The organism is Hyphomicrobium sulfonivorans (assembly GCF_013306565.1).
Lineage (GTDB): Bacteria > Pseudomonadota > Alphaproteobacteria > Rhizobiales > Hyphomicrobiaceae > Hyphomicrobium_A > Hyphomicrobium_A sulfonivorans.
In genome coordinates this window covers 570729-589390 of record NZ_PZPO01000001.1, presented here as the reverse complement: position 1 = coordinate 589390, position 18662 = coordinate 570729, and the positions used below count along the sequence as shown (strand labels likewise).

Here is an 18662-nt window from a genome sequence, read left to right as displayed (position 1 = left end):
ATCCGGCGACTGCCGCTTGTGCGTTACACGCCTGATGATAGGGGGGATCAGCGTGTGCGATGGGCCTGCGGCGGCGACACCGCGCCCAAGCCTACGGCGCCCATGCGTTTGAACTCGAAGATGCCGCGATTAAGTTCTGCTCCGAGGATGACGATGACGGCTGTCATCTGGAAGAAGATCATCGCCACCATGAGCTGCGACAGGCCGGCATAGAAACGCGTGTAGTCGGACAGGTTGAGATAATAGGAATAGAGGCTGGCCAGCAAAATCCAGAGCGCGGTCGAAAGCAGTACGCCGGGCCAGACGTCTTTGATGCGGCGCTCTCCCGCGGCAAGCCACAGATGGAACGCGAAGAGCTGCGCGGCGATAAGGCAACCGGCCGAAACGTAGCGCATGGTGGCGCCCAGCCACGTCGACCGCATCAGGGTGAAAGACTGCGTGAGCGTCGGGTCGAAGCTTTCCGCCAGCGCCGGGCCGACCACGACGACCCATGTGAGCAGGAGCATCGACGCGGCCGACGCGAGCACGAAGCCCATGCTGCGCACGAGGCAGTAAAGATACGGCCGCTTCTCGACCACGCGATAGGCGCCGTTGAGGGCAGTGCGCAGGGTTTCGATGGCGTTGGTGGCGAAGAACAGTGACAGGCCAGCGCTGACCGTGAGCAGGTCGATACGGGTTCGGCCCATGATGGCTTCAACCTGAGGGGCGAGGCCGGCCGCAACGCCGCTGGGCAGAATCTCGAACAACTGCTCGATGGCGTGATTGGCCAGTTCGCGACCGCCGAAGATGCCGGCCAGTGCGCCTAGAAAGATGCAGAACGGGAACAGCGAGACCACGAATGAGAATGCCACCGCGCCGGCCATGGCAAAGCCGCTGTGCTCATAGAGGCGATAGATTGCCTCGAGCAATGTGCGGTAGCGCTGCATTCGTTTCTCCCGGAACGTTAAAAATTTTGGCCGGAACCTAACGGCGCAAGGCGTGCCGGTCTATGCCCGGCGATGCCGCGCCATTGGATTGCCGCAGGTTCTGGGGATTTACGCCCAGTTAGACGGCATTTCGGGCTGCGGTTACTGGTGAACATAGGCGGATGGCTGGTTCAGCGTTGGGCGCTGGCAAGGCGCTCGTGGACGCAATAGTGGCCGCCGTCTAGAATGCTGTGGCCCCGCAGGGACGCGTTTGGAGTAGGTACGGGCAGGTCAATGGAGCGTGAGTGGAAGCGTGACGCGGAAGGTGCTGGCCGGCCGGAGGCCCGGCAGTCGGCGGCCGGCTATGCTGTGCCGCAACAGCCGCCACCGGTTCCATCGCCCGTTGAATTTGATCCGGATGGCTTCGGCAGCGACGACGAGGATGGGCTGAGAATGCTTGCCGCGCTGGGGGCAATGACCAGCCTTGAGCCCGACTATTCGTCTGAATCCGCTGATGATTTTTCCGGTGAAGCGTCGGTGACGATCATCGAGGCGACGGTGATGCCGGCTCCTGCACGGCCATTCGGGGCCGCTCAGCGTGAGGGGCAGCCCTCGGCGTCATTATCAGTGCGGGATGGTTATCCGTCGATGGTCGTCGAGCCTGCAGAGCCGGACGCTGTGGCCGACAGCGATGAGGTTGGCGTGCTCAGCGCTCTGCGCGAGGAAGCCGAAGTTGAAATTATCTATCCCGATCAATCCGTTCCGGAGTTGCTCGGTGCGACGCCCACTCGGGCTGAGAAGCCCGCATCGCTGTCGGAGCGCATCGCGGCGGTGGCAGGGCGTAGCGCCGGAAGCCGCTTTATAAAGGCGCTTTCTGGAAAATGATGGGGCCTGCGGCACCGATTGCCTTGACGAGCGGGCCATTTACCCGCAACGCAGTCGGCCAGCAATTGTGAATTCAAAGTTTGCAAATTAGCGGCGCCGCTAAGGTGTTCCCGCTGCCAAATTCCCAGGGAGGTCAAGGATGACGACGTCGGTGATGACGGCCGAGCAGGATTTGCTTGCGGCGGGCCCGGGCGCGCTGCTGGAGCGCGCGGAACGTGCGGTGGCTTCAGCCGATCGCGTGCTTGATGCCGCCAAGGTGGGCGTCAAGGCCATCGTTGCCGAAGCCGGCGTCGATAATGTCCAGCACACGGCTCATGGCCTGGCATGGCTTGCGACCGCTGTTGAAGGTCTGCGCCAGTTGCAGGTCTGGGGCACCAACCTTTCTGCGGAAGGCCGTTTCAGCGAGTTCGAGCAGCTCATTCTGCTGATCGGCTTTGGCGAGTATCTGGCGCAGATTTCCGGCGGCGTGCCGATGAGCCAGCTTGAGTTCGTGCGTCCCGAGCAGCTTGGCGTCGCTCGCTCGATCATCCGCGCCTATGAGGACGAAGTGGCGGACATGATCGCCGCCGGCTCGACGCAGGCAGTGAAGCAGAAGCTGGCCGATCTTATTTCGGCGCAGCCCAACGCGGCCACGTTCGGCGATCCTGGCCTCGATGAGACGCATGCCGCCATCCTCGATCAGATGCACACCTTCTCCGAGGCGGAGGTTGTTCCGTTCGCCCACGAATGGCATCTGGCCAACGAGTACATCCCGCTGGAAGTGATCCAGAAGGTTGCCGAGCTTGGCGTGTTCGGCCTGACGATGCCGGAAGAATTCGGCGGCATGGGCCTCGGCAAGGAGAGCATGTGCATCGTCTCTGAGGAGCTGTCGCGCGGTTATATCGGCGTCGGCTCGCTTGGCACCCGCGCCGAGATCGCGGGCGAACTGATCCTCAACAACGGCACCGACGAGCAGAAGGCAAAGTATCTGCCGAAGATTGCTTCCGGTGAGCTGCTGCCGACAGCGGTATTCACCGAGCCGAACACCGGTTCGGATCTGGCCTCGCTGAAGACGCGCGCGGTGAAGGAAGGCGACACCTATAAGGTGACGGGCCAGAAGACCTGGATCACGCATCCGGTTCGCGCTGACCTGATGACGCTGCTGGTGCGCACCAATCCGGACGAGCCGGGCTATCGCGGGCTTTCGATGCTGCTGGCTGAGAAGCCGCGCGGCGATGACGCCAATCCGTTCCCTGCCGATGGCATGAGCGGTGGCGAGATTGAAGTGCTCGGCTATCGCGGCATGAAGGAATACGACATTTCCTTCGATGGCTTCGAGGTTCCGGCCGATCAGCTTCTGGGCGGCAAGGAAGGCCAGGGCTTCAAGCAGCTGATGAACACGTTCGAAGCGGCGCGCATCCAGACGGCGGCGCGCGCTGTCGGTGTTGCGCAGGCGGCGATGGATCTTGGCCTCAAGTATGCGCTGGAGCGTATCCAGTTCGGCAAGCCGATCTATTCGTTCCCGCGCATCTACAACAAGATCGTGATGATGGCGGTGGAAACGATGATCGCCCGTCAGCTCACGCTGTTCTCGGCGCGCCAGAAGGACCAGGGCCACCGTTGTGATCTTGAGGCGGGCATGGCGAAGCTGCTGGGCGCGCGCGTTGCGTGGGCGAATGCCGACTGCGCGCTGCAGATCCACGGCGGCAATGGCTTCGCGCTGGAGTATCCGATCAGCCGCGTTCTGTGCGACTCGCGCATTCTGAACATCTTCGAGGGTGCAGCGGAAATTCAGGCGCAGGTGATCGCGCGCCGCCTGCTGGAAGACAAGTAAGCCAGCGGCTGACGGCGCTGCCGTCAGAAGTCAGGTCGATAGGAGAACCCGGTGCCAGCATTGGCGCCGGGTTTTTTCTTGTCCGGTAAGCGCGGAGAACAACTGCTCCGGTTCGCCTGGGTGATGATGATTTACTTGGCGCGCGCAATGCTTTGGAAACCAGCCGACGCGGATTCCAGCGCGGGGCGTGTTTTGATGCGGCTTCATCAAGCGTGTGGCAGCATCTGTGGGTGAGCGTGATCTGCGGCGGGCAGTTTCAGCGCTGGGTCTTGCGAACCGTTTGCTGCCTGATCATCTTAAGCGTGAAGACGCCGCGTGTGCGGCGCAGCCGGTGTTTGAAAACCAGCTTTTGGAGGCGACAGACGAAACCATGACCAAGAAGAAGCCAAACCTTCGCGTCGTTTCGCTGATCGCCAGTTCCACCGAAATCCTCAACGCGCTTGGCGCCGGCAAACTGCAGGTTGGGCGATCGCATGAATGCGATTATCCGCCGTCGGTTCTCGATCTGCCGGCTATCACACGGCCGAAGTTCAGTGTGCGTGGCGGCAGTGCCGAAATCGACAGGCGCGTTCGCACGCTGGTTGAAAAGGGGCTGTCGGTTTACGAGGTCGACGCCGATGCGCTTGAAGCGCTGCACCCCGATGTGATCCTGACCCAGGACCAGTGTCAGGTGTGTGCTGTTTCGCTGCGCGATGTCGAGAAGGCGGTCTGCAAGCTGCTGCACGCCGATCCGCGCATCGTTTCGCTGCATCCGCATACGCTGGATGATATTTATCACGATATCGGGGCGATTGCCGATGCGATCGACGATCCGCAGGCGGGCAAGAAGCTCGTGGCATCGATGAAGAAGCGCTTCGCAGCGATTCGCGACAAGGTCGCCGATCAGCCGCGCAAACGCCTGGCATTCATTGAGTGGGTTGATCCGCCGATGTCGGGCGGGCACTGGATGCCGGAACTGATCGACATTGCCGGCGGTGAAAGCGTGTTCGGGACGACGGGGCAGCCTTCGCCCTGGATCACGTTGAAAGACGTTGCGGCGGCCGATCCGGATGTGATCGTGATAGCGCCGTGCGGCTACGATCTTGAAATTACGCAGCGCGAGGTGCGGCCGCTGGCGCGTTATGCCATCTGGCAGCAGATGCGTGCGGTGCGCGAGGGCAATGTGTTTCTTGCTGACGGCAATGCATTCTTCAATCGGCCGGGGCCTCGCCTGGTGGAAAGCTGCGAGATCCTGGCTGAGATCATGCATCCCGACGTGTGCGATTTTGGTCTGCGCGGCGAAGCCTACGTGAAATACAAGATGGCGCGCGCGGGCGTGATCGAGAAGGTGGCCTGACCGGGCCCGAGCAACGTCGCGGCTGCTCAGGCGATCATGGCGAATGTGATCGCGGCGGTGGCGGAAACGATTGCACCGGCCGAAAAGCCGAGCATCAACGCCGAGAAAAATGTGGTCGAGCTGGGCGCTGTGCGCGACCACGCAATTTCACTTACTGCATCATGCAGGGCACGGCGAAGTTCCGGGCCGCTGAGGGTATCGATGGGCCGATTGCGCCAGGTGATGCTGTTGCTGACGATGCTACGCGATGATGCCATGGGTGCTACGCTACATTTTACGCAAACTGTTTAGGTCTCCTTCAGCAATCGGCGTGCCAATGCCTGTGGTGGCTGTGAGCCATCGCGTTAACGTTTCAGCTTGGGATGATTGAGCTGGCTCAGAAGCTCGCGCGATAAAATTCCTGGCAGCCAGCGCCAGAGTAAACAGGATGCACCTTCACGTCGCGAATCTCCTGCTTGTCGATGAGAATCGCCGTGTAATAGAGCGCGTTGCGCCCTTCATCGCGACCATATGAGTCGCGGCAGTACTGCCAGACTTCGGCAGCGCCGTTGGAGCGCACGTAGTCCGGGCCGCCGATCAATGAGACGAGTTCGGCGGTTTTCATGCCGGGCCGTACAGCGCTCCAGGCTTCAGGCGGGATCTCAGTGGCACATCCTGCAACGCCGATGGCTGATGCAACCATTGCTGACAGTGCCAAAATGGGGCGGATGCATCCGCGTATGCCTGACGGTGTGTGTGATGGGAGGTGTCCGCTGGCGCGAGCGGTGCGAGTTGGGGTTCTGACAGCGGTGGCCGAAGCGACTGCTCCGGTGTGCTGCATGTGAAGCGGAGCAGGGTATGTCGCCTGCATCGCATTTAACGTCTGCTGCCACAGTGCGGCGTCAGCATGGGCCTGATGGCGGTCGCGTCGCTGTTGTCGTTGGCGCTCTTCAAGATCCGGCAGCGATCCAAGCCAGATCAGCAACGCAACTGGCCCGCCGATCATCAATGCAAATGTGCAAAGCACTACGGCAACCTTGGCGCCGCCAATTAGAATGCATGCATGCACGAGCAACACGATGATCGCAGCGGCGAGAAGAAATGGCGATCCCTTGTGCAGCATCGGTGTGTCGGCCCCAGTCATCCAATCGTGGACTTTCTAGGGCGTACAGCCTGCGCCAAGCTTGCGTGGCTATGAATTCGCCTTGAAACCGCATGCGCAACTATAGGTGCGATAGTGCATCACCCTTTGAACTCAATAATTTAAAGGATGACTGATCGCGAAAGTAAGATGTTGTGCATAACTTAAAGGATGAGATGATCGCCGTGTGATTCGGGGGGCAGCGATGATCATCATTGTGGACGATTGTGATGCGTTGGAGCGTGCGGACACTCTCGGGTTTGGTCGCGAGGGCATCTCGACCGAAGGCTTAGCCGCTAGCGATTTCAAGGAATGGGTGCGGACCGCGCCTGAGCCGGAGCTTGCAGCAGTCGAAGCATTCGTGCTGGGCCAGTTTGATGATCGGCGCTTCTTTCCGAAGATCATCAAGCAGCGCACGCATGCGCCTGTGCTGGCGCTGAACGGCGGTCGCTCGCTGCAGGAGACGCTGGATCTTTTTGCTTCTGGCGTCGACGACGTCATTGCTGATCCAACGCACATCCATGAAATTCTTGCGCGGATCAAAGCGATCAAGCGTCGCGCGGGCTCTGAGCCTGCAGGCGAAGTGAGCGGCCAGATTCTCGTGTTTGGTGACGGTCGCGATCCTGAGGTCGGCGGAGAGCCGCTGCATTTGCCTCGCCGTGAGCGTCGCATTCTCGAATACCTTGTGAGCAACAAGGGACGTCGCGTCACCAAGGGGCAGATCTTCAATTTTGTGTACGGACTGTTCTCTGAGGACATCGACGAGAACGTGATCGAGAGCCACATCAGCAAGCTGCGTAAGCGTCTGCGGCATCGGCTGGGCCACGATCCGATCGATTCACAGCGGTATTTAGGATACCGCCTGAACGACTGCTGAGAAACTGTATCAAAGCACGCGCGCCTATTCAGTTTCGCGCAAGGCGTGAATGTTCCAATCGGCCGCACTAGGCATGACGAGGGAGCATTAGCCGATGGGTCTTTATAGTACGATGCGGACGAGCGCATCCGGTATGGCTGCGCAGGCCAATCGGTTGGGTGCGGTTTCCGATAATATCGCGAACGCTACGACGGCGGGTTACAAGCGCTCGACGATCGAGTTTTCGTCGTTGGTTCTGGATGGCGGCGGCTCCGAGTATGTCTCGGGCAGCGTTGAATCGCACACGCGCTACATGATCAGCGAGCAGGGTGCGCGAAGCTTTACGACATCCGGCACCGATCTGGCCGTGAAGGGCAATGGCTTCTTCATCGTCAGCAACGAGAACGGCCAGACGTTCATGACCCGCGCCGGCTCGTTCGTACCGAACGGCAATGGCGAATTGATCAATGCTGCCGGCTTCAAGCTTATGGGCTACAGCGTTCTCAACGGTCCGCCGAGCATTGTTGCGAACGGAACGGCCGGACTGGAAGTGGTCTCGATCGGCAAGCTTGGCCTGCAGGCTAACGCTTCGACCGAAGGCCGGTTGAAGGTCAACATGCCGTTGAATGCCGCTGTTGTGCCGGCCGCTAATCTGCCGTCGGCAAATGCGGCGAATGCACAACACACGGCGATGACCTCGCTTACAGCATACGACAATCTCGGTAACCAGCTTACGCTCGACGTCTATTCGACGAATCTTGGCGGCGGCAATTGGGAAGTCTCCGTGTTTAATCGTGCGGATGCGGCTCCTGGTGGCGGGTTCCCGTATGCTGGCGGTGCAATGGCAACCGAGACGCTGGTGTTCGATACGACCAACGGTAAGTTTACATCGACCAGCCCAACGGCCGTCAGCGTAGCAGTTCCGAACGGTGCAACCCTGTCGATCGATATGTCGGGTAGCACTAACCTGGCCGGCGATTATCAGTTGCTGGATGCGACGGTCGTCAACGGCAACGCACCGGAAGACGTGGATCGCATCGAGATCGCCGAAGATGGCACGATGTATTCCGTATTCGGCAGCGGCACGCGCATTGCGACCTACAAGATTCCACTCGGCGGCGTAGCGAGCCCTGACAACCTGCAGCCAATGGCAGGCAACGTTTTCGTTGCAACGTCAAAGTCAGGCGAAATGCAGATCGGGTTCCCCGGTGAGAGTGGCTTCGGCACGATGATTGCCGGCGCGCTGGAGCAATCCACCGTCGATCTGGCATCGGAGCTGACCACGATGATTGAGGCGGAGCGTAACTACACCGCCAACTCCAAAGTGTTCCAGACCGGCGCCGAACTAATGGACGTACTGGTCAACCTAAAGCGCTAATAGCAGCGCTTTAGCACTCTAAGACGCGGAATTATCGGATGTCACTTTCTGCCAGTCTCAATACTGCAGTATCCAGCCTAGCTACTCTGGCGGAGCAGACATCCGTGCTTTCCCGCAACGTCGCTCGTGCGGGAGATCCGACCGCGTCGAGGAAGACGGCGCAGATCATCACGGTTCCGGGTTACGGTGTGCGTATGGCCGCCGTAACCCGTGTCGTGAACGATGCGCTGTTCACGAGTGTTTTGAATAACTCATCCAGCGCCGCAGGTCAGCGCGCGCTGGTTGAGGCGCTGGACAAGCTTGAAGCGACTATAAACGATACCGAGCTTAATTTTTCACCGGCTGCGCTGGTGCAGAAGCTGAACAACGCGCTGCAGCAGTACTCATCGTCGCCGGAAAGCGCGGCGTTCGCTCAATCGGCAGTGGCTGCCGCGCGTGATCTTGCCAACGCGCTGAACAGCGCCACTACGCTCGTGCAGGATGTACGCAGCCAGGCAGACGCCGAAATTTCCAGCGCGGTTAGTTCTCTCAACACGCTTCTGTCGCGCTTCGAGACCGTCAACAAGCAGATCGTCAAAGGCACGATCAACGGCAGCGACGTGACCGACTATCAGGATCAACGCGATGCGTTGCTGCTGGAGATATCGCAGGAAATCGGCATTCGTACGGTGGCACGTGCAGACGGCGGTATGAACATTTATACGGAAAGCGGCGTGACGCTTTTCGATGTCGTTCCGCGTCAGGTTACGTTCCAGCCAACGCCGATGCTGGCGCCGGGCGTGGCCGGTAACATCGTTTATGCAGACGGCGTGCCGATCACAGGCAGCACAGCAACGATGGGTGTCAGCAATGGACGTATCACGGGGCTTGTGCAGGTTCGTGATGATGTCGGCATAACCTATCAAAATCAGCTTGATGAACTTGCGCGCGGATTGATCGTCGCGTTTTCTGAAAGCGATCAAAGCGCGACGCCAGCACTGGCTGATGTAGCGGGCTTGTTCAGCTGGAATGGCGGTCCCGGATTACCACCTTCGGGTTCGATCACGTCGGGGCTGGCCGGCACAATTCGTCTCAATGCGGCGGTCGACCCAGATCAGGGCGGCGACGTGAAACGGCTGCGTGATGGCGGCATGAACGGCGCTGCGTACGTCTACAACTCGGACGGAGTTGCTGGCTATACCGGACGCCTGGATGCGCTCGTAGACCAGATGCGTGCAACACAGACTTATTCCTCCGACTCCAAGATCGCCACCGTGGCTACGCTGGTTGGCTTCGCTTCCAATTCCGCTGCGTGGCTGGAAGAAGCGCGCCGGTCTTCGAACAGCGAGTACGCGTATCGCGAAACCGTTTTGGGGCGTGCGTCGGAGTCGCTGAATAAAATCACCGGCGTGAACCTTGACGAAGAAATGGCGCTGATGCTCGAGCTGGAGCGTTCATTTCAGGCATCGAGCAAAGTCATAACAACAATCGATTCGATGCTGGCGTCGCTGCTGGCAGCGGTGAGGTAAGCTGTGAAGACAACATTCATCTCCACAAATTCCATGTCGGCCGCTACGCGCCAGGCTTTGGCGAAGGTGCAGCAGCAGCTTGCCGATGCGCACCTGGAAATGACGACCAGCCGGTATGCGGATGTCGGCAAAACGCTTGGTTACAAAGCGGGCGATACGATCTCGTTGCGGCAGGAGTTTGCCCGCCTCAACACCATAATCGATACCAACAGCACAGTAACCTCACGCCTTAAATCGTCTCAGTCGGTTCTTCAGAACCTCGTTGATACGGGGCGCGATTTCGTCGGTCAGCTACTCGGTTCGCGTGTGGGTGGGGCAAGCGCCCTGAACGTCAAAGCGGAGGCCCAGTCGCGCCTCGACGGCTTCATCGACGCCATGAACATGGCATTTGGCGACGGCTACCTGTTTGCCGGCGTCAATTCGGACGTGAAGCCGATGGCCGATTACTTCAGCACACCGGCCAGCGCGAGCAAGCAGAGCGTTGCGAACGCCTTCTTTGCCGAGTTCGGAATCTATCAAGATGATCCTGCTGCGGCTAACATCAGCGCCGCAGACATGCAGACGTTCCTGGACACGACGTTCTCGGATTTGTTTGCCGATCCCGCATGGACGTCCGATTGGTCGTCGGCATCGTCGCAAAATGCTCGCAGTCGAATTTCAAGTTCAGAGCTGCTTGAGACATCAACCAACGCCAATGAGTCAGCCTTCCGCAAGTTTGCTCAGGCATACACGATGATTGCCGATCTTGGTGTGGAGAACCTCGGGCAGCCGGCGTTCGAAGCCATCATCGACAAAGCCACCCAGCTTGTGAACGAAGCGATTCAGGAGGTGGGCGATCTGCAGGCGCGGCTCGGCATATCTGAGCAGCGCGTCGGTGACGCAAGTGAGCGCATGAAGCTGCAAGTCGATATTCTCACGCGCCAGGTGAAAACCCTGGAAGAAGTTGATCCTAACGAGGCAGCCGTCCGAATTAATCAGATGCTGACTCAGATGGAAATTTCGTACGCACTAACGTCACGTATCATGGGGCTTAGCCTGCTGAAGTATATCTGACGTGCGTAGAGTGTCAGCGCGTAGCAATTCGTAAGTGAGATGGAACAATGTATCAATTCTCCTATGCCGATGTGCTTGAGACCAGCCCGAAGGTTGCGCGCGAGCGTGAGCGGCAGGTTTTTGAGCGCAGCATCGAATTGCTGAAAGCCGCTGACGAAAAGGGACCAAACTCCATAGAGGCGGTCGAAGCGCTGACGTTCAGTCGACGCATGTGGGCTGCGCTTTTGGAAGATCTGGCAAGCCCAGACAACGCGCTTCCCGATGAGCTGCGCGCGCAAATCATATCCATTGGCATTTGGGCTGTGCGTGAAGCCGAGAATATCCGACTGGGTAAAACCGCGGATTTCAAACCGCTGATCGACATCACAACGGCGCTGTATGAAGGTCTGCAATGAAAAAGCTGCAGATATCGCTGAAGCCGGGCGGCCGCATTTATGTCAACGGCGCGGTACTCAAGGTTGATCGCAAGGTTTCGATCGAGTTTCTGAATGACGTGACGTTCCTGCTGGAGCATCACGTGCTGCAGCCTGGCGACACGCACACACCGCTGCGGCAGCTCTATTTCATCATTCAGACGGTGCTTATCGATCCGGCTAACAGCGAAGACGCACGCTCCATGTTCCACTCCGCCCATGCGGCGTTGCTGGCATCGTTCAAGAATTCGACAATCATCAACGGTCTGGTTGAAGTGGGAGATGCGTTCGAGCGGGGCCGACCCTTCGATGCACTCAAGATTCTCCGTCCGCTGTTTGTCATCGAAGATGAGATCATCGCGCAGGGCATGCGCCCTGAGCGCACGGAAATCCAGCATGAATGCGAGGCCCGCTGATGTACGTTCCTGCAACAACAGGCACTGAAAGCACGCAGCAGAAAAGCAGCACCCAAAGCAGCACCCAAAGCAGCACGCAGGCAGGCACCGGCGCAACTATTGACTACAACACCTTCTTGCGCCTTCTGATTGCGCAGATGAAGAACCAGGATCCGACCAACCCGACGGATCCGGCGCAGTGGATTGGTCAGCTTGCGTCGTTCTCCGGCGTTGAGCAGAGCATGCAGACCAACGCGAAGCTTGATTCGCTGATGACGTCGATGGCGTTATCGCAAGCTGACAGCCTGGTCGGGCGTAATCTCACGCTGCTTGAGGATGGTTTTAGCGGCAAGATTGAATCGGTGCGCATTATTACCGGTGGCACCGTCGCGGTGCTTGAGGATGGCACCGAGATTCTGCTGGGCGCGGGCGTGGAAATTTCCTGATGAACCAAGCTGACGCTCTGGATCTCGTGCAGGCGGCTATCTGGACCATTATTGTTGCGTCCAGCCCCGCCGTTGTTGTCGCGATGCTGGTGGGCGTCGTCATTGCCCTGTTGCAGGCGTTGACGCAGGTGCAGGAAATCACGCTCACCTTCATTCCCAAGATCGTTGCCACATTGCTGGTGGCATCGCTGATGGCGCCGTTTATCGGAACCGTGATTTACACGTTTGCCGAGCAGATTTACGGCCGCATAGAGCAAGGTTTCTAACAGCCTCCGTTGCGGGCGACCTTCGCGCAAGCTTCGGCATCTATCTCTTTCGCGTCTAAGTGGGGGAGAGCATGGCCGAAAGCGTTGTTGCAGCAGGGGCGGTACCGCGCAAGCGTGGCGGAAACCACGACGTAAGCCTCGCCATCGGTATCGTTCTGATTCTGGCGGTGCTGTTTTTGCCGCTGCCTGCGGCCATCATTGATATTGGCCTCGCCTTCTCCATTGCGCTGGCTGTTCTTGTTCTGATGGTTGCGCTGTGGATTCAGCGTCCGCTGGACTTCTCCGCTTTCCCCACGGTCCTGCTGATTGCAACGATATTGCGATTGGCACTGAATATCGCCACGACGCGTCTTATCCTTTCCAATGGTGCAGGAGGACACGACGCTGCGGGACACGTCATTGCCGGTTTCTCCAGCTTCGTGATGAGCGGCGATTTCATTATCGGAACCATCGTGTTCCTGATTCTGATTACCGTGAACTTCATCGTCATCACCAAGGGTGCGACGCGTATCGCCGAAGTGGGTGCGCGCTTCACCCTTGATGCCATTCCCGGCAAGCAGATGGCGATCGATGCCGATCTTTCGGCAGGCCTCATCGATGAAAAAGAGGCCATGCACCGCCGGCGTGAGCTCGAAGAAGAAAGCTCGTTCTTCGGCTCCATGGACGGTGCGTCGAAGTTTGTGCGCGGTGATGCGATCGCCGGTCTCATCATCACCGCGATCAACATCTTTGGCGGCATCATCATCGGCGTTACGCGACATGATATGTCGGTGTCGGCCGCAGTTGATGTGTTCACCAAGCTTTCGGTGGGTGACGGTCTCGTAACGCAGATTCCGGCGCTGATCATTGCGCTTGCGGCCGGCCTTCTTGTTTCAAAAGGTGGCACCCGGGGAAGCGCGGACAAGGCAGTGTTCGGCCAGCTCGGCAATCATCCGAGAGCCCTGTCGCTGGCGGCTGTCGTTATGTTCGTGCTTGCAGTTGCGCCGGGTCTGCCGTTCCTGCCGTTCGCGGTTCTTGGCAGCGCAATGGGCTTCGTAGCCTATGCAATTCCGCGCCGTGCCGCCGCAGCGAAGGCGCACGAAGAAGCGCTTGAGCTTGAGGCCAGGAACCAGGCAGAGGAAGAAGTTCGCCAGTCGGTCAAGGAATCGCTCAAGACTGTTGAGCTGGAGCTTTGCCTCGGCAAGCAGATTTCGGGCACGTTGTTATCGGCGCATAACGAGCTCGCGCAGCGCGTCAGCAAAATGCGCCACAAGTTTGCGCGCCAGTATGGCTTTGTCGTGCCGGAGATTCGTCTCACCGACGACCTGTCGATTCCGCCCAAGAGCTATCAGATCAAAATACATGGCACGGTGGTGGCCAGTGAAGAGCTGCGCATCGGCGATGTGATGGTCATCGTTGGCGATGGGCCAGCACCGGATGTTCCGGGCGATGAAGCGCGCGAGCCGGCGTTCGGCATGAAGGCCATGTGGACGTCGGAAATGTTCATGGGGTCCTTGCAGCGCGATGGCTTTACCGCCGTTGACAACATGTCGGTGCTGCTGACGCATCTGGGCGAGGTCATCCGCAACAATCTGGCGCAGCTGCTGTCGTACAAGGATATGCGGACGCTGCTGGATCGGCTTGAGCCAGAATATCGTCGTCTCATCGAAGAGATCATCCCGTCGCGCATATCGTATTCAGGTCTGCAGGCTGTATTGAAGCTGTTGCTGGCCGAACGTATATCGATCCGCAACCTGCATCTCATCCTTGAAGCGATTGCGGAGATCGCGCCGCATGCATCGCGCGCCGAGCAGATTGCAGAGCACGTACGCCTGCGTATGGCGCAGCAGATCTGCGGCGAGTCATCGGAAGGTGGCGAACTTAAAGTGCTGCGTCTCGGCAATCGGTGGGAGTTGGCTTTCCACCAGGCCTTGCGCCGCGACCCCAAAGGTGAGGTGGTTGAGTTCGACATCGATCCCAAGCAGATTGAGCAGTTCAGCACTGAGGCGACGACGGCAATCCGCAAGCTCATGGATCAACGCCACAAGTTCGTTCTGGTCGCCGCGCCTGATGCACGACCGTATGTGCGCATGATTACGGAGCGTCTGTTCGCAACATTGCCGGTGCTGTCGCATCTAGAAATTGCGCGGGGCGTACAGATAAAATCCCTCGGTACGATCTCGTGACGGCGATTGGCCCGACGACAGTACTGGCCACGTTTCTGATTTTCTGCCGGGTCGGCACTTGTCTCATGCTGATGCCGGGGTTTGGTGCGCAGCGCGTGCCTATGCGCGTTCGCCTGTTTATAGCGTTGTCGTTGACGTTTGCGCTGGCACCGCTGCTGGTTCCGGCGGTGGAGCCGGCAACGACGGGCAACATTACGCCGGTTGCGTTGCTGGGCTTGATCGCATCGGAAGCGCTTGTCGGCGCGATCCTCGGCCTGATGGCGCGCATGTTCCTGCTGTCGCTGCAGTTCGCCGGTGCGGCGATCGGAATGCTAATCGGCCTTTCCAATACGCCAGATACGATGATTGACGAGGACGAGCCCGCTGCCAGTCTGACGACGCTGATAACGCTGACGGCCACGGTGCTGATATTCCTGACGGAGCTGCACTGGGAAATGTTGCGCGCTGTGGTCGATTCGTACGGAACCGTTCCGGTGCCGCATCAGATGGCGGCGAATTTCGGCCTGGTGAAGCTGGTCGACGCCGTGACCGATGGCTTCATGCTGGCGCTGCGGATCTGCTCGCCGTTTATCGTCTATTCGCTGCTCGTCAATCTGCTGTTCGGTATTCTGGGAAAGCTCACGCCGCAGATTCCGGTCTACTTTATTTCGATCCCGTTCGTGCTCGCGGGCGGCGGGTTCATTTTGTATTTCACGTCGGCTGAGTTCCTGCAGATTTTCATTGTGACATTCTCCCAGTGGCTTCAGAGGCTGTAGGCGATGACGCGGATACGCTTGGAGAAGGCGCAGCGACTGCTGAAGCTCAATCGAGAAATGCAGAAGCTTGAGGAAGAAAAGCTGGTGTCGGCGCGCGGACAGCAGGCCGAACTGCGCGAGGAGCAGGACAATCTTATCGATACGTTGAGCGGTGTTTCTGACATGCAGGCACTGCCGACTCCGATGGTGCTGCAACGGCTTCGCAAGCTGGAAGATCGACAGCGTGCTTTGGAAACCGAAATTACCGCGCGATCGACGTCGCTACGCACTGTTGCGACGCGCGCGAAGTTCTCAGAACGCCTGACAAAGGAATATGAACTGCAACATAAGCGTGCGGTTGAAGAAAAAGCGCTGCACGAGGTGATCGAGCGTGTGCTGAGGAAGAGTGACGCAAGCCTCCCATAAGCTATTTAGGCGACCATGTTGTTACACCTTTCATGGACCGCCCAAGGATAGTTGCAGGGTATGATAATCGGCTCCGATCTCGTTCTCGGCGTCGCCAACGCCGCCGATGCCGTCAGGCAGCGTGAGGCAATGGCTAAGCTTCAAAAACTGAACAACGGCAAGTCGGAGCTGGCGACCGCTGCAAGTTCTTCCGCTGCCAGGCAGTCGGATAGCTCCGCAGGTGTCGCTGCCGATACTTGGTCTGCGCTAGTCAGCGAATCCGGTTCGCATGGTGCGAAGACGCAGACGGTGGCGCACACGCCGCGCACGCGTGTGATTGAAAACTCCGGCAGCGAAACGGATGTCTACACGCAGTTCGAGGCGGTGTTGCTGCAGAACATGGTCGAGGAAATGATGCCAAAAGACAGCCAGGCGATGTTTGGCAGCGGTACGGCTGGCAATATGTGGAAGTCCATGTTGGCTGAAAAGATTGCTGAGCAGATCGCAAAGTCGGGAGCGCTTGGCATCGCAGAACAAATTGCAGCGGGTCAGGAAGCATTGACGTCCGCCCGCGCCGCGGCAAACACGAAAACCGGTGACGCATGATGGCTAATGAAGCAGGAGTGGAGCGCAAGCGGCGGGCGCTGATGAACTCAATGACCACCACCATGCGGCGCATAGAGCTGCTGGTGGATCAGGAAACAGAAGCGTTGCGGTCAAGAAGCGAGATTGACCTCAAGGACACGAACAATCGCAAAAGTCAGGCGCTGCTGGAGTTGGGGCTGGCGGCCCGCGCGCTTGAAGGCGGCGTGTTGGACGAGGACATTGCGGAGCGTTTGCGCGGACTGCGTGGCAAGCTGGAGCGCAATCAGGCCATGCTGCAGCTCCATCTGGAAGCTGTGCGGGAAGTTGCCACCATCGTAGCGGATACAATCCGCGACAGGGATTGGGATGGCACCTATTCGGAGCATCTTGGAAGCGGCGGTGCTCAACGATGATCCGCCTGATTGCCACAGGGCTTTGGATCTGTCTGGTGACGGCACTTTCCACTTACGCGGCGACGATGTGGGAATCCAAGACCACACCGGCGACGGAAGTGGATCAGCTTTTCGGCGGTTTGCGGTCGATGCAGACAAGCACGATCAGCGTGCCCGTCATCGATAACGGCGGCGTGCAGGGATACGTGCTGGCGCAGTTCACGTTCACGATGAATTCCGAGATTGTTAATCGGATGTCGATCACGCCAGACGTGTTTCTGCTGGATGCTGCATTCCGCACGATCTATGCAACCGATGCGGAGACGCTGAGCGGCTCCAAAAAGCAGGATTTCCAGAAACTGACGTCAGCGATCAAGAAGCGCGTGAATGAGCGCTTCGGCCATGATTTCGTGGCGGATGTGTTGATCGAGAAATTTAATTTCGTCTCCAAAGACCAGACCCGACAGGGCATGGAGCAGGTCAAGGCGCGCCCCGAATTCTAGCGCGCGCCTTAGGCGAATCTTCAACTGGTGGATGTTTGCAATTCGTCAACGCAGGCGCGGATGTGTGCGCGCGTTGCTGTGGCAGCTGCACATTGTTTGGCTTTATTGCGACTGCTGTTGCGGTGGTGGCGCACCCGCGGCCGCAGCAGCATTTTGCAGAGCGCGGGCAACTTCCTGAAATGCGTCGGTGCTTTGCGGGTCTGGCGGAGATTGCTTGAGCGCATCGAACAAGCGCGGCACGATCTCAATCGCCTTATCCAGTTCTGCGTCCGAACCTGCGCGGTAGCCGCCCATCAAACGCAGATCCCGGGTATCTTCAAAGCGAGCGATCAGCGACCGCAGCTTGCCAATCAGAGTTGTCTCTTCGGGCGTCCATGCGTGTTGAGCCAGACGCGAAATTGACGTCATGACATTGATCGCGGGATAGCGCGCCTGATCGGCAATGCTGCGCTCAAGCACGATATGACCGTCGAGCGTACCGCGGATGCTGTCGGCGATCGGATCGTTGTGGTCATCGCCATCGACAAGCACGGAATATATGCCGGTGATGGAGCCCGTTCCGATTTCACCGGGGCCAGCGCGCTCAAGTAGATTGGGCAGATTGCTGAACACGCTTGGCGTATAACCGCGCGCGACCGGAGGTTCGCCAGCGGCAAGCGCAACCTCGCGCGCGGCGTGGGCAAAGCGGGTTATGGAATCGACGATCAGCAGAACCTTGTCGCCGCGATCGCGAAAATATTCAGCAATGCAGGTTGCCGTTTTGGGCGCCAGGCGCCGCATCATCGGGCTTTCATCGCCGGTGGATACGACGGCAATGACCCGCTCGCGGCTTTCGCCAAGCGTATCTTCCAGAAACTCGCGCACTTCCCGGCCGCGTTCGCCGACAAGCGCGATGACGACAGTGTCAAATCCCTGCGCGCGTGAAAGCATGGCCAGCAGTGTGGATTTGCCGACGCCGGAGCCGGCGAAAATGCCGATGCGCTGTCCAAGGCAAATTGGCGTGAAGAGATCGACTGCGCGCACGCCGGTTTTGATGGGGGCGTTTATGCGCTGACGGCGCAGAGCAGAGGGAGCATTGCGATCGGGGAATGCGGGCTGGTCGCCGTGCGCAAGGGAAACGTTCTCGCCGATTGGAATGCCGAGTGCGTTGAACACGTGTCCCTTCCAGGACGGATGCGGATAGATGGCGGCCTGACCCATCTTCCACGCTTTGGCACCCAGCCCGGCGGTGATCGGCTCCTGGAAAGTCTTGATCGTTACCTGTGACTCTTCAAGCCGGATCACTTCACCTAGCTGCGAAGCGCCGTGCTCGCTGCCTATCGTGACGCGGTCACCCAGCTTAACAAATGGCGACAGGCCGGAGGCATTGCAGAATGCCGGCGTTACCTGGGTGATCGTTCCGCCGGCAAGCACCAGAGGCTGTGTCGCTGCAGCGGCGGACACACGGGTAGCCAGCCTGGATAATGCCGATGGCGGCAGGGTATCGATTGTCAATGCAGCGCTC

Annotated in this window: 21 protein-coding genes; 17 read left to right on the top strand and 4 right to left on the bottom strand. The window is 59.0% G+C overall.

Annotated elements, in window-relative coordinates; genetic code table 11:
- Nucleotides 1–47 precede the first annotated feature (47 nt).
- Entirely contained in the window at nucleotides 48–926 is an 879-nt protein-coding gene (locus tag C6Y62_RS02730) for a YihY/virulence factor BrkB family protein (RefSeq protein WP_173952676.1), read from the bottom strand.
- Between the two features lie 273 nt (nucleotides 927–1199).
- On the opposite strand from C6Y62_RS02730, the gene C6Y62_RS02725 reads away from it, so the two are divergent.
- The 3 genes from C6Y62_RS02725 to C6Y62_RS02715 all read left to right on the top strand — a co-directional run bounded on the left by C6Y62_RS02725 (nucleotide 1200) and on the right by C6Y62_RS02715 (nucleotide 4939).
- Nucleotides 1200–1790 carry a hypothetical protein gene (locus C6Y62_RS02725; protein WP_173952675.1) on the top strand — a complete coding sequence of 197 codons (591 nt, stop codon included), beginning with the start codon at nucleotides 1200–1202 and terminating at the stop codon, nucleotides 1788–1790.
- 139 nt (nucleotides 1791–1929) lie between these two features.
- Nucleotides 1930–3603 carry an acyl-CoA dehydrogenase family protein gene (locus C6Y62_RS02720; RefSeq protein ID WP_068462021.1) on the top strand — a complete coding sequence of 558 codons (1674 nt, stop codon included), beginning with the start codon at nucleotides 1930–1932 and terminating at the stop codon, nucleotides 3601–3603.
- 214 nt (nucleotides 3604–3817) lie between these two features.
- On the top strand, nucleotides 3818–4939 hold the full coding sequence (locus tag C6Y62_RS02715) for an ABC transporter substrate-binding protein (protein ID WP_198491316.1): 1122 nt from the start codon (nucleotides 3818–3820) through the stop codon (nucleotides 4937–4939).
- A gap of 26 nt (nucleotides 4940–4965) precedes the next feature.
- On the opposite strand, the gene C6Y62_RS02710 is transcribed toward C6Y62_RS02715, so the two are convergent.
- Together C6Y62_RS02710 and C6Y62_RS02705 are read right to left on the bottom strand one after the other, a co-directional pair.
- Nucleotides 4966–5196 carry a hypothetical protein gene (locus C6Y62_RS02710; RefSeq protein WP_173952674.1) on the bottom strand — a complete coding sequence of 77 codons (231 nt, stop codon included), beginning with the start codon at nucleotides 5194–5196 and terminating at the stop codon, nucleotides 4966–4968.
- A gap of 119 nt (nucleotides 5197–5315) precedes the next feature.
- A complete protein-coding gene (locus tag C6Y62_RS02705; protein WP_173952673.1) occupies nucleotides 5316–6062 on the bottom strand; it encodes a hypothetical protein in 747 nt (248 codons plus the stop codon).
- 202 nt (nucleotides 6063–6264) lie between these two features.
- On the opposite strand from C6Y62_RS02705, the gene C6Y62_RS02700 reads away from it, so the two are divergent.
- From C6Y62_RS02700 to C6Y62_RS02635, 14 genes are all read left to right on the top strand, one after another.
- Nucleotides 6265–6936 carry a response regulator transcription factor gene (locus tag C6Y62_RS02700; RefSeq protein ID WP_173952672.1) on the top strand — a complete coding sequence of 224 codons (672 nt, stop codon included), beginning with the start codon at nucleotides 6265–6267 and terminating at the stop codon, nucleotides 6934–6936.
- A 94-nt stretch (nucleotides 6937–7030) separates the two neighbouring features.
- Complete coding sequence (locus C6Y62_RS02695; protein ID WP_173952671.1) at nucleotides 7031–8293, top strand: flagellar hook protein FlgE; 1263 nt, start codon at nucleotides 7031–7033, stop codon at nucleotides 8291–8293.
- 38 nt (nucleotides 8294–8331) lie between these two features.
- Nucleotides 8332–9801: a flagellar hook-associated protein FlgK gene (gene flgK / locus C6Y62_RS02690; protein ID WP_173952670.1), complete on the top strand. Its 1470-nt coding sequence runs from the start codon at nucleotides 8332–8334 to the stop codon at nucleotides 9799–9801.
- 3 nt (nucleotides 9802–9804) lie between these two features.
- Nucleotides 9805–10854, top strand: coding sequence for a flagellar hook-associated family protein (locus C6Y62_RS02685; RefSeq protein WP_173952669.1), 1050 nt, complete (start codon nucleotides 9805–9807; stop codon nucleotides 10852–10854).
- 47 nt (nucleotides 10855–10901) lie between these two features.
- A complete protein-coding gene (gene flaF, locus C6Y62_RS02680) occupies nucleotides 10902–11249 on the top strand; it encodes a flagellar biosynthesis regulator FlaF (protein WP_068462037.1) in 348 nt (115 codons plus the stop codon).
- Entirely contained in the window at nucleotides 11246–11683 is a 438-nt protein-coding gene (gene flbT / locus C6Y62_RS02675; protein WP_068462039.1) for a flagellar biosynthesis repressor FlbT, read from the top strand. The genes flaF and flbT overlap by 4 nt, the downstream gene beginning before the upstream one ends.
- Nucleotides 11668–12108, top strand: a complete 441-nt coding sequence (gene flgD, locus C6Y62_RS02670; RefSeq protein ID WP_246274241.1) for a flagellar hook assembly protein FlgD — start codon at nucleotides 11668–11670, stop codon at nucleotides 12106–12108. Before flbT ends, flgD begins: the two co-directional genes overlap by 16 nt.
- Nucleotides 12108–12374, top strand: coding sequence for a flagellar biosynthesis protein FliQ (gene fliQ, locus C6Y62_RS02665; RefSeq protein WP_068462042.1), 267 nt, complete (start codon nucleotides 12108–12110; stop codon nucleotides 12372–12374). Before flgD ends, fliQ begins: the two co-directional genes overlap by 1 nt.
- A 71-nt stretch (nucleotides 12375–12445) precedes the next feature.
- Entirely contained in the window at nucleotides 12446–14539 is a 2094-nt protein-coding gene (gene flhA, locus C6Y62_RS02660) for a flagellar biosynthesis protein FlhA (RefSeq protein WP_173952668.1), read from the top strand.
- Nucleotides 14536–15294 (top strand): flagellar biosynthetic protein FliR, encoded by a 759-nt coding sequence (locus C6Y62_RS02655; protein ID WP_173952667.1) that lies wholly within the window; start codon nucleotides 14536–14538, stop codon nucleotides 15292–15294. Before flhA ends, C6Y62_RS02655 begins: the two co-directional genes overlap by 4 nt.
- A gap of 3 nt (nucleotides 15295–15297) precedes the next feature.
- Entirely contained in the window at nucleotides 15298–15699 is a 402-nt protein-coding gene (locus tag C6Y62_RS02650) for a hypothetical protein (protein WP_173952666.1), read from the top strand.
- Between the two features lie 60 nt (nucleotides 15700–15759).
- Nucleotides 15760–16284, top strand: coding sequence for a rod-binding protein (locus C6Y62_RS02645; protein ID WP_173952665.1), 525 nt, complete (start codon nucleotides 15760–15762; stop codon nucleotides 16282–16284).
- On the top strand, nucleotides 16284–16676 hold the full coding sequence (locus tag C6Y62_RS02640) for a flagellar protein FlgN (RefSeq protein WP_173952664.1): 393 nt from the start codon (nucleotides 16284–16286) through the stop codon (nucleotides 16674–16676). Before C6Y62_RS02645 ends, C6Y62_RS02640 begins: the two co-directional genes overlap by 1 nt.
- Nucleotides 16673–17158, top strand: a complete 486-nt coding sequence (locus C6Y62_RS02635; RefSeq protein WP_068462052.1) for a hypothetical protein — start codon at nucleotides 16673–16675, stop codon at nucleotides 17156–17158. The genes C6Y62_RS02640 and C6Y62_RS02635 overlap by 4 nt, the downstream gene beginning before the upstream one ends.
- A gap of 102 nt (nucleotides 17159–17260) precedes the next feature.
- Here C6Y62_RS02635 and fliI read toward each other — a convergent pair whose 3' ends face one another.
- Complete coding sequence (fliI, locus tag C6Y62_RS02630) at nucleotides 17261–18652, bottom strand: flagellar protein export ATPase FliI (protein ID WP_246274239.1); 1392 nt, start codon at nucleotides 18650–18652, stop codon at nucleotides 17261–17263.
- Nucleotides 18653–18662: the final 10 nt, after the last annotated feature.